This is a genomic window from Thioclava arctica (assembly GCF_040892615.1).
Classification (GTDB): domain Bacteria; phylum Pseudomonadota; class Alphaproteobacteria; order Rhodobacterales; family Rhodobacteraceae; genus Thioclava; species Thioclava arctica.
The window spans coordinates 544,836-555,552 of record NZ_JBFRYC010000003.1 but is presented as its reverse complement, the minus strand read 5'-3'; the positions used below and the strand labels follow the sequence as shown (position 1 = coordinate 555,552).

At 57.4% G+C, this 10,717-nt stretch carries 11 protein-coding genes; all 11 read left to right on the top strand.

The window, feature by feature from the left end; translation table 11 throughout:
• Positions 1 to 97 precede the first annotated feature (97 nt).
• The 11 genes from AB4874_RS20045 (at position 98) to AB4874_RS08285 (ending at position 10,712) form a co-directional block, all read left to right on the top strand.
• Positions 98 to 463 (top strand): hypothetical protein, encoded by a 366-nt coding sequence (locus AB4874_RS20045; RefSeq protein WP_438273455.1) that lies wholly within the window; start codon positions 98 to 100, stop codon positions 461 to 463.
• A 129-nt stretch (positions 464 to 592) separates the two neighbouring features.
• The gene (gene cpaB, locus AB4874_RS08330) at positions 593 to 1,462 is read left to right on the top strand and encodes a Flp pilus assembly protein CpaB (RefSeq protein WP_295531863.1); all 870 of its coding nucleotides are present in this window, start codon (positions 593 to 595) and stop codon (positions 1,460 to 1,462) included.
• Positions 1,463 to 1,673: 211 nt separating this feature from the next.
• Complete coding sequence (locus AB4874_RS08325; protein WP_295532179.1) at positions 1,674 to 3,104, top strand: type II and III secretion system protein family protein; 1,431 nt, start codon at positions 1,674 to 1,676, stop codon at positions 3,102 to 3,104.
• 3 nt (positions 3,105 to 3,107) lie between these two features.
• Positions 3,108 to 3,791 (top strand): OmpA family protein, encoded by a 684-nt coding sequence (locus AB4874_RS08320; RefSeq protein WP_368391631.1) that lies wholly within the window; start codon positions 3,108 to 3,110, stop codon positions 3,789 to 3,791.
• 242 nt (positions 3,792 to 4,033) lie between these two features.
• Positions 4,034 to 5,296 carry a CpaE/TadZ family protein gene (locus AB4874_RS08315; protein WP_368391630.1) on the top strand — a complete coding sequence of 421 codons (1,263 nt, stop codon included), beginning with the start codon at positions 4,034 to 4,036 and terminating at the stop codon, positions 5,294 to 5,296.
• 15 nt (positions 5,297 to 5,311) lie between these two features.
• The gene (locus AB4874_RS08310; protein WP_368391629.1) at positions 5,312 to 6,739 is read left to right on the top strand and encodes a TadA family conjugal transfer-associated ATPase; all 1,428 of its coding nucleotides are present in this window, start codon (positions 5,312 to 5,314) and stop codon (positions 6,737 to 6,739) included.
• 11 nt (positions 6,740 to 6,750) lie between these two features.
• Entirely contained in the window at positions 6,751 to 7,716 is a 966-nt protein-coding gene (locus AB4874_RS08305) for a type II secretion system F family protein (RefSeq protein WP_295531874.1), read from the top strand.
• 10 nt (positions 7,717 to 7,726) lie between these two features.
• Positions 7,727 to 8,728 carry a type II secretion system F family protein gene (locus AB4874_RS08300; protein WP_368391628.1) on the top strand — a complete coding sequence of 334 codons (1,002 nt, stop codon included), beginning with the start codon at positions 7,727 to 7,729 and terminating at the stop codon, positions 8,726 to 8,728.
• 4 nt (positions 8,729 to 8,732) lie between these two features.
• A complete protein-coding gene (locus tag AB4874_RS08295; RefSeq protein WP_295531880.1) occupies positions 8,733 to 9,302 on the top strand; it encodes a tetratricopeptide repeat protein in 570 nt (189 codons plus the stop codon).
• A gap of 26 nt (positions 9,303 to 9,328) precedes the next feature.
• Positions 9,329 to 10,204 (top strand): tetratricopeptide repeat protein, encoded by an 876-nt coding sequence (locus AB4874_RS08290; RefSeq protein ID WP_295531882.1) that lies wholly within the window; start codon positions 9,329 to 9,331, stop codon positions 10,202 to 10,204.
• A 4-nt stretch (positions 10,205 to 10,208) separates the two neighbouring features.
• Positions 10,209 to 10,712: a prepilin peptidase gene (locus AB4874_RS08285; RefSeq protein WP_368391627.1), complete on the top strand. Its 504-nt coding sequence runs from the start codon at positions 10,209 to 10,211 to the stop codon at positions 10,710 to 10,712.
• Positions 10,713 to 10,717: the final 5 nt, after the last annotated feature.

Sequence of the window (10,717 nt, the reverse complement as noted above, 5' to 3'; positions counted from 1 at the left end):
AAGACCGGCGTTCTGACTTCGAGCATCGGCGACTATCTCGGCTCGGCTTCGATCTCGACCGACTTCGCGAAATAATCAGCGCTTCCAGGGCGACGCCTTGCAGCGCAACAAAGCCGCTCCTCTGGGGCGGCTTTTTAAGTTGCGGATCGCAGAAAACATAGATTGCGCCAGAAGCGGCCAAATTTTCGCCATGACGTTAGGTCAAAAAGGGTGGAACGCGCCAGAAAAGCGGCCGGAAACGACGAGAAGGACTAGAAAAATGAACAAGACCCTTTTGAGCAAATTCCGGGTTTTCCTGCGCGGCGAAGATGGTGCCGTTACGGTGGATTGGGTGGTTTTAACCGCCGCGATCGTTTCCCTCGGAATGCTGGTCGGCGTGGTGATTTGGAGCAAGACCGGCACCGCAGCAGGCAACATCGCTACCTTTATTGGCGAGCGTAGCATCAATACCAGCTCGTTCTAAACGCCGCACGGATTTTGACTGTTCGCCACGACGCAGTCTTGGCTCGGCCATGATCTCGCCATGATCGCGTGCATAATAATGGATGAATGCCGGGGATTGTCTCCGGTTTGAATACGAAAGGGTAGAACAATGCGTATGATCTTCGCTCTGTTCCTCGCCGCAGGCATCGGCCTTGCCGTGGTAGCGGTTTACATGGCGCAAGGCCAAATCGCACAGTTCCAGGCCGAGCGTGACCATTACGCCGAGCTGCAGAAAAAATTCCCGCGCCTTGCGGATGTCGTGGTTTCTAAGAGGGAACTGAAATACGGCGCGCGCTTCACGCAAGAGGATCTGGCCGTCGTCAAGGTGGAGGCCGATGCCGTGCCGCCTGGCGCCTTTCAGCGCATCGTTGCCAAGCAAGGAACCCCCGAAGCGAAAACTGCCGTGTTCCTTGAGGGAGAGACCCGCCCAAGGGCCATGCTGCGCTCGATTGAGCCATTTGAACCCTTGTTGGCGAAAAAGGTCACAGAACCGGGCGTTGACGCGGGTATCATGGCCAATCTGGCCCCCAACCAGCGCGCTTTCACCATTCAGGTGAATGTCTCGACTGGTGTTTCAGGGTTCTTGCGTCCGGGCGACCGGGTGGATGTCTACTGGTCAGGCAATATCAACGGCGAGCCCGTCACCAAGCTGATCCAGCCAAGACTGAAACTGATCGCCATCGACCAAAGCGCGGATGCAGATCGCACCGCAGAAACGCAAATTGCGCGCACCGTCACCGCAGAAGTCAGCCCCGAGCAGGTCGCCGCTCTGACCTTGGCGCAGTCCACCGGAAGCCTGACACTGTCGCTCGTCGGCGCGCTGGACACCAAGCAAGTCGGCAAGATCGAGATTGATCGCAACCAACTCTTGGGCATCCAGGAAAAGCAAGTTGAGAAGGTGGTCGCCAAGAAGGTTTGCACGATCAAGACCCGTAAGGGGAGTGACGTCGTCGAAACCGAGATCCCCTGCACAAACTGACAAAATGCCTCAATTCAGAGGGTTGAGCGAGGCCCACTGCGGCCTCGCTTCGTATATGTGGCAGTTTCCCCACATCAAGAATGCCGCTCAAAGCTTTGATTCTTGCAATAAAAACAGGATTGCGGCATTGTTCCCATTAATAATGGACAAAACAGTCCCAAAGCGGGCGTTAAGACCTGTGACGTGGCGTGATCGGAGAGGCAGGGTCACAATGGAATTGAGAACGCTTATTAAGGCTTGCTTATTAGCTACGGCTATTGGGTTTAGTGTCGTGCCGTACGTGCAGGCGGATACACTGAAAATTATGTCGGGAACAACTCAGGCACCGTTGAATGTGCCGATGAACCGTGCGGTGGTCGTCGAAAGCGATGTCCCCTTCTCGGAGCTGTCGATCGCCAACCCCGGCATCGCAGATGTCCAAACGCTTTCAGACAAATCGATTTATGTGCTGGGAAAACTGCCTGGGCGCACGACGATGACGATCCTCGGTGAGGGTGGCAAACTGATCTCAAACGTAGATGTTCAGGTCACCCCGGACATCGCAGAGTTCAAAGAGCGCCTGAAACAAATTTTGCCGGGTGAGAATATCGACGTGCGCACGGCCAATGACGGGATCGTCCTGTCGGGCACCGTGTCTTCGGCGCAAAAGCTTGACCGGGCGCTGGATCTGGCAAAACGCTATGCACCGGACCGGGTGTCGAATCTGCTTTCGGTTTCAGGCACGCAACAGGTCATGCTGAAGGTTCGCTTTGCAGAAATGCAGCGCTCCGTGGCCAAGAACCTGTCCTCTTCGCTTGCCGTTCGCGGCATTGTCGGCGGTGGCAGCGGCGCTGTTGGGACGATTGGCGGCACTGGCAACTTCACTCAAAGCGGCGCCATCGGCAACGCGTTTGACAACGGAACCCTTCCGATCTCCAGCGACAAAACCGGGGCAATCGGGATGGGCTTTACCGCTGGCAATCTGGAATTCGCAGTGCTTCTAGAGGCGCTGGAATCCAAAGGTGTCGTGCGCACTTTGGCTGAGCCGAATCTGACTGCGCTATCGGGTCAACAGGCCGATTTCCTCGCAGGTGGCGAATATCCGATCCCGGTCGTGAACGACAATACGGTTTCGGTGCAATATAAGCCCTTCGGCGTTGAACTGGCTTTCACCCCGCGCGTTGTCGATGGCGACATCATCAACCTTGAGATTGCAGCTTCGGTATCGGCCATCGATACTTCGGTTTCGATGACTCAGGGCGGGTTCAGCGTCAACGCCTTCAAAAAGCGCTCGACGTCGACCACGGTTGAAATGCGCGATGGCGAAAGCTTCGCGATTGCCGGATTGCTGCAAGACGACTTCACCGATCTCAACGGGCAAATCCCATGGCTTGGCGATGTTCCGATCTTGGGCGCGCTGTTCCGCTCGGCCGAGTATCAGCGCAAGCAATCCGAGCTTGTGATCATCGTGACGCCGCATCTGGTGTCGCCCATCAAAGGTCAGGCGCTTGCCTTGCCGACCGATCGGGTAAAGCCGCCGACAGAATCGGAACTGTTCCTTTACGGAAAGGTGCAAGGCAAGAACCGCAAGCCAACCAAAGGGCCGGCGGCAGAAGTTGCCAAGCAAGACTTTTCCGGCTCCTATGGTTATGTGATGGAGTAAGTGATGAACAGGCTCTGGCATACGATGCGCAACATGGCGCTCATTCTGACGGCAGGTCTGGCATTGGCCGCTTGTTCGGAAGGAACGCGAATCCTGAACTCAGAGGCCGGCTCGGATCTTGATCCAAAGCGCGGCGGCTTTGGATCGGCGACGAACCAAAACCTCGCGATGATGACAGGCGATCAGTCTTATGCGATCAATCTGACGCGGAAATTTGCAGCTGATGTGCCCAATACGGTGCATTTCGCTTTCAACTCTTCCGTGCTGGAACCGCAGGCGCGCCAAATTCTGCTGCAACAGGCCGATTGGATCAAACAGTTCCCCGAAGTGCGCTTCCGCGTCTACGGGCATACCGATCTCGTCGGCTCGAACGCATATAACAAGGCGCTCGGCCTACGCAGGGCGCGTGCGGTGGTGAGTTTCCTAGAGGCACAGGGCATCTCGCGCCGCCGCCTTGAGGCTGTGGTGTCCTTCGGCGAGACACAGCCGTTGGTCTACACCCCTGCCCCGAACGAGCAAAATCGCCGCACCGTTACCGAGGTGTCGGGATTTGTCAGTGGCGGCAAACCGATCCCGATGGATGGCAAATATGCCGAAGTGGTCTATCGCGAATACATCCGGTCGGCCTCGGTCGTGCCGATCACCAAGGTTAATACCGCATCTCCTGGCGCTGGCGGCGGCGGCTGATCGCAATTTGAGAACAATCAACATGACTGGAGAGGCGAGCTTGGCAACAAAGCTCGCCTTTCTTCATTATAGTCGCGCAAAATCCCACAATTGAAACAGTCTGGCCCCAATCTCGCCAAGATTGGGCAACAGATTAGTCCTCAGCAGAAAAGGCGTGGCACGAGTCGTGCCGGGTTTGGCGATGAAGCACGGGGCAGAAACGACCCCGACATCGTAAGCCCGCTGAGCAAAGGACAGAGGCAATGAGTGCAGCAGCTATGATGACTCCGGAGCCAGCGCCGATTCAGGCCTGCACGGTTTCGCGTGATGTCGCGAACTTCGATCTTCTGATCGAGGATATGGAAACCGAGCTCGGCGAAAACTGGGGGGATCTCAGCTTTGACGAAGCGGTGATTTTCTTGGGTCAACCCGATGCAGAGCATCTTGAATTCATCGCAATCGCTGTTGATGGCGATGATGAAGATGAGCTGGCGAAGATTTCCGGGATCATCATCACCGCGAAAGAGAATGGCATCCGCGTGATCTTGATCGCCGAGGAAGTCAGCCCGATCGCTCTGCACCAGTTGTTGCGCCTTGGCGCAGATGATTTCGTTCCCTACCCGCTTCCCGAAGGCGCGCTGCATGACGCGATCGAGCGCCTGGGCGACAGCGACATTCCCGCTCTTCCTCCCCAAGCCGCAAGCCCCGCCTACCAAAGTGGTCGCGGCCGCGATGGTGTGGTTCTGCCTGTGCATGGTCTGTCCGGCGGCGTCGGTGCAAGTACGTTTGCGGTGAACCTTGCCTGGGAAATGGCAACGGTCCACGACGGCAACAAGAAGGCCACCAACCCATCACCGCGTGTCTGCTTGCTGGATCTTGACCTGCAATACGGCGCAACCGCGACATATCTTGATTTGCCGCAGCGCGAAGTGGTTTACGAATTGCTCAGCGATACCGACAATATGGATGCGGACAGCTTCCGTCAGGCATTGCTGGCCTATAACGACAAACTCCATGTGCTGACCGCGCCGACCGATATGTTGCCGCTGGATTTGATCAATGGCGAGGATGTCGAACGCCTGATCGAAGCTGCGCGCGCGCAGTTCGATTTTGTCATTATCGACATGCCCTCGACCGTCGTCAGCTGGACCGAGACGGTGATCAACAAGGCACAGCTTTATTTCGCTCTGCTCGAGTTGGACATGCGCTCGGCGCAAAACGCGCTGCGTCTTTTGCGCGCGCTCAAGGCCGAAGGGCTGCCCACTGAAAAGCTGCGCTATGTGCTGAACCGGACGCCGAAATTCACCGATCTCAACGGCAAGGCCCGCGTGAAACGCCTCGCCGAGAGCCTTGATATTTCGATCGAGTTGCAACTGTCCGACGGCGGCAAGGCGATTACCCAGGCCAATGACCACGGCCTCCCGCTTGCGCTGTCAGCGCCGAAATGCCCGCTGCGCAAAGAAATTCAGAAACTCGCAGGCTCGCTCGTCGCGCTTGGCGAAGCCGCAGAAGCCGCGGCTCGATAGAAAGGAGCGGGTGACATGTTCTCACGCTACAAAAAAGATGCGGCGACCAAGGCAATGACGCCCCCGCCAATGGCGAGCGCCGATGCCGCGCCCGTCAAACCCTCGGTGCGCAAGCCGCTGCCGGTGGCCAAGGCCGCGGCACCCGCAGCGACCGTGGACAAAGAGAAAAAGCGCAAGCTGCGGATGCAGGAACTCAAGGTCGAGATGCACAAGCGTCTTCTTGAGAACCTGAACCTTGCCGCGCTTGAGCACGCCTCCGAAATGGATCTCAAAGCTGAGATTGCAGACATCACCTCTGAGGCGATGATCGAAATGTCGGTCGCGCTGAACTCGCAAGATCGCCAATTGCTCCATCAAGAGCTGTATGACGAGGTGATGGGCCTTGGTCCGCTTGAGCCACTTTTGAAAGACGAGACGGTCAACGATATTCTGGTCAATGGCCCCCAGCAAATCTTCGTCGAACGCAACGGTAAGCTAGAACTCAGCGAGATCACCTTCAAAGACGAGACGCATCTGCTGCGCATCATCGACAAGATCGTGTCGGCGGTGGGGCGGCGTGTGGACGAATCCAACCCGTATGTTGACGCCCGTCTTGCCGATGGCTCGCGTTTCAACGCGATGGTGCCTCCGGTTGCGGTGGACGGCTCGCTGGTGTCGATTCGTAAGTTCAAAAAAGACAAGCTGGCGATCGACGATCTGGTGAAATTTGGTGCCTTTACCGAAGAAATGGCCGCCTATCTTCAGGCTGCCGTCTCGACGCGCCTGAACGTCATCGTTTCAGGTGGTACGGGTTCGGGGAAAACGACGACGCTGAACGCGCTGTCGTCTTTCATCGACAATTCTGAGCGCATTCTGACAATCGAAGACACGGCGGAACTTCAGCTGCAACAGATCCATGTGGGACGGATGGAAAGCCGTCCGCCCAACGTCGAGGGCAAAGGGGCGGTCACCCAGCGTGACTGTCTGCGCAACGCACTGCGGATGCGTCCGGACCGGATCATCGTGGGCGAAACGCGTGGCGAGGAAGTCATCGACATGTTGCAGGCCATGAACACCGGCCACGACGGTTCGATGACCACGATCCACGCGAACTCTGCGCGCGATGGCGTGTCCCGTCTGGAAAACATGATCGCAATGTCGGGCATCGAGATGCCGATGAAGGCAATGCGCAGCCAGATCGCGTCGGCTGTAAACCTGATCGTACAGGCCTCGCGTCTGCAAGACGGCTCGCGTCGGATGGTCTCGATCACCGAAGTGACCGGCATGGAAGGTGATGTCATCTCGATGCAGGAAGTCTTCCGCTACGAGCGCCTCGGCCTCGCCCCGGATGGCAAAATCATCGGGCGGTTCACCCCGACCGGCGTGCGCTCGCACTACTCAGACCGCTTCAAGCAGTGGGGCTATGACTTGCCTGCCTCGATCTACGAACCCGTTCAGGACTGAGGAGTGTCACGATGATTTCCATCACGCCTATCATCTATTTGCTGATCTTCGTCGCTGTGCTGCTTTTGGTCGAAGGTCTGTATTTGCTGGTCTTCGGCAAATCAATCTCGCTGAACAATCGGGTCAACCGCCGCTTGGAGATGCTCGAAAAGGGCGAACGGCGCGATGAAGTGCTTGAGCGGCTGCGCAAGGAGGCGACCCAACACCTCAGCGCGAAATCCATTCCATTCTATTCGATCCTCGCGACCAAGGCGCAAAAGGCCAATATTGCGTTCTCGCCCAAAGCGCTGATCGGGATCATGGTCGGGGCGACGTTCCTTGCCTTTGGTGCGCTGTCCATTGCTTCGAATGCCGGCATCTATATCCGCGTCGCCCTGTCCTTTGGCATGGGTGTGGGCGGGGTCTATTTCTGGGTGCATTCAAAAGCCAAGAAACGCATGGCGCTGTGCGAAGAGCAGCTTCCCGACGCGGTCGAACTGATGGTGCGCAGCTTGCGTGTTGGGCACCCGCTAGCCTCGGCGATCCAAGCCGTCGCACGCGAGATTCCTGACCCGATGGGAACCGAATTCGGCATCATCGCCGATGAGGCGGCTTACGGGCGCAACATTGCCGAGGCGATCTCGGAAATGGCCGAGCGTCTGGATATGCAGGATTTGCGCTTTCTTGCGGTGGCCGTGTCGATCCAGCAAAGCTCGGGGGGGAACCTTGCCGAGGTGCTTGACGGTCTGTCCAAAGTCATTCGTTCGCGTTTCAAACTGATGCGCCGCGTGAGTGCGATTACTGCGGAACCGCGCTGGTCCGGAGTGTTTCTTTCGGCCTTCCCTGTCGTGATCATGGTGATCATTCAGGTTGCCTCACCGCACTATTACGATGAAGTGAAAGACACATCAGCTTTCATCCCCACCGCCATTATCGTTTTCGTTCTTCTGGGGGCAAATGTGCTCTTTATGAAGATCATGACCACAATCAAGGTCTGAGAGGCATCTCATGGATTTCGCTGCCATCAACACTTCACTCGTGAACATGCTCGGCCCGATGGGGCCCATGATCGCCCTTGTCGGCGTTGCCGCATTGCTTGTGCTGGCCGCCCTCCCCGCATTGTTGAAAAAACGCGAGGACCCCTATGAAAAGCTGCGTTCAAGCCGCACCTCTGCGAGCGCTCGTTCCGGGAGAAATGGCGCGGCAAGCGGGGATCAAAAGCTTCGCCAAACGGGCTCGGACAAGCTCGACAAATACGCGTCGTTCCTCGAGCCCCAAAACGCCGAGGAATTGACGGAGTCGAAGAAATGGATGCAACGCGCGGGCTATCGCGGCCCCGACGCGGTGCGAAATTTCCACGCAGCGCAGTTTGCTGCCGGTCTGATTTTGCTCGCATTGGGCGTGCTTTATGTGGTGATCGCCAACTCCTCGAGCGAGCAAGGGTTGACCTCGACCATGACGATCGTTGCGATTTTGCTGCCCGGTGCCGTGGGCTATTACGCGCCCAAATACTGGGTGGATAAACGCGTGGAGGCCCGCACCGCTGAAATCCAGAACGGGTTTCCGGATTCGCTTGATATGCTCTTGGTCTGCGTTGAAGCGGGGCAATCGCTTGATCAGGGGATCATTCGGGTGTCCAAAGAGCTGAAGAAATCCTACCCGGCGATGGCCGAGGAATTCGCGATGGTCGCCCATGAGATCAAAGCAGGCTTGGATAAAACCGATGTTTTGCGCCGTTTTGGCGAGCGTTCGGGTGTGTCCGATATTGCGAGCTTTGTTACGGTGATGATCCAGTCGCAGCAATTTGGCACCTCTATTGCCGAGGCTTTGCGGCTTTATTCGGCCGATATGCGCGACAAGCGGGTGATGCGCGCCGAAGAGGCGGCAAACAAGATCCCCACCAAAATGACACTGGGCACCATGATGTTCACCGTTCCGCCACTTCTGATCATCCTTGTCGGCCCATCGGTCTATGGTATGATGCAGAACTTCGCGAAAATGGGCATGTAAACGCATGATTTTAAGGCCGCGCGGCGCCGCTTTTGCCGCATTCTTGGTTCTCGCACTGGCCGCCTGTTCTACGGGCGGCCTTTCGGGTGAAAAAGACGGCCCCTTCGCACCAGGTTCGAAACCGGGGGCCGAGGCCGTGGACGGTCTCACGGTTGGGCATCGCCTGATGGCGGCGGGCGAATATGAGCTCGCGTTACGCGCCTATTATCGCGCGGCCGCCGAACAGGGGGCGACGGTCGATGTGCTCTCCGCGATTGGCTCGGCAGATCTGAAACTGGGTCGGCTCAATCAGGCCGAACAGATGTTGCGCCGCGCCACGGAAAGCGACCAGACCTTTGTCCCCGCCTGGAACAATCTCGGGGTCGTGCTGATGAACCGGGGCAAATATGCCGAGGCCGCGCGGGTCTTTCACACCGCCTACGCGCTGGACAGTGGCCAATCGGACGCGATCCGGCAAAACCTGCGCCTCGCGCTCGCAAAAATTCAAAAACCGAGTTACGCTCCGCCTCAGGATGAACAGTTCAAGCTCGTCAGACGTGGGGTAGGTGATTATCTTTTGCTGACGAAGCACTGAGGCTCGAGCAAAAAGGACGCACAAACATGCGCCATCCCGTATTTCTGGCAGCCCTTGCGGGCTGCGCTATCACGACTCTTTCCGGCTGCATGGGCAATAGCAGCGATGCAGAAGTCGCCCGCGCCATGAAAAGCGTGAACGCCGTTGATGAGACCAACCTCTCAAACATCATGCTGACCGTGGCAGACCCCAACGAGGCGGTTAACTACTTTGCTCGCACCGCCAAGGAAAGCCCCGATCGGATCGACATTCGTCGCGGGCTAGCGAAATCGCTGGTGCGTGCGGACAAGCCCGATCAAGCGGTGAAAGTCTGGCAATATATTCTGACGATGCCCGGCGCCACGGACGAAGACAAAGTGATGCTCGCCGATGCCCAGATCCGCGCCAATGACTGGTCGGGCGCGAAAACGACGCTCGACACGGTCCCGCCGACGGTCGAAACTTTTGATCGCTATCGTCTTGAAGCGATGGTGGCCGATAGTGAAAAGCAATGGAAAAAAGCCGACAGCTTTTATGAGACCGCGGCTGGGCTAACGACAAAACCCTCGGGCATCTACAATAACTGGGGCTTTTCCAAGCTGACACGGGGCGATGCCAAGGGGGCAGAAAAGCTGTTCAAAGAGGCGCTGACCTACGACCCCAATCGCTTCACCACCAAAAACAACTTGGTTCTGGCGCGCGCCAGCCAAGGCAAATATGAGCTTCCCGTGATCGAGATGACGCAATCTGAGCGCGCGCATCTGCTGTATACCGCCGGGCTTGCCGCCGTGAAGCGGGGCGATGTGACGATGGGCAAGACGCTGTTGCAAGACGCCATTGACACCAATCCCCAATATTTTGCGGAAGCTGACCGGGCGCTGAAGGCACTTGATCAGGGCGCACCGGGCACGATCAGAGGCTAAGCGCATGCTCCATCTGGCTCAGTCGCAAGCGGCGCTTGCGTTTCTGGTATTGATCACCCCGATATGCGCATGGGTGGTCTTTACCGACTTGAAGTACATGAAGATTCGCAACAATGCGGTCTATGCGCTTTTGGCGGTTTTCGCGGTTGCAGGGCCGATTTTGATGCCTTTCGACCTGTACGCTTGGCGCTGGGTGAACGCGCTGGCGATCTTTGCGCTGGGGTATATCCTCAACCAGATCGCGCATTTCGGCGCGGGGGATGCAAAATTCGCCGCCGCCGCTGCGCCCTATTTCTCGACCAACTCGGATCACATCATGCTGATGGTGATGTTGTTGACCGCCTTCTTGCTGGCGGCGTTCACCGCCCATCGGATAGCGCGCTCCATCCCTGCCTTGCGCGCCATGGCCCCCGATTGGGTGAGCTGGACACGCAAGGATTTTCCGATGGGTTTGGCCTTGGTTGGCACGCTTTGGGCCTATTTGCTGATCCTCGCAATCTCAGGCTAAGCGCG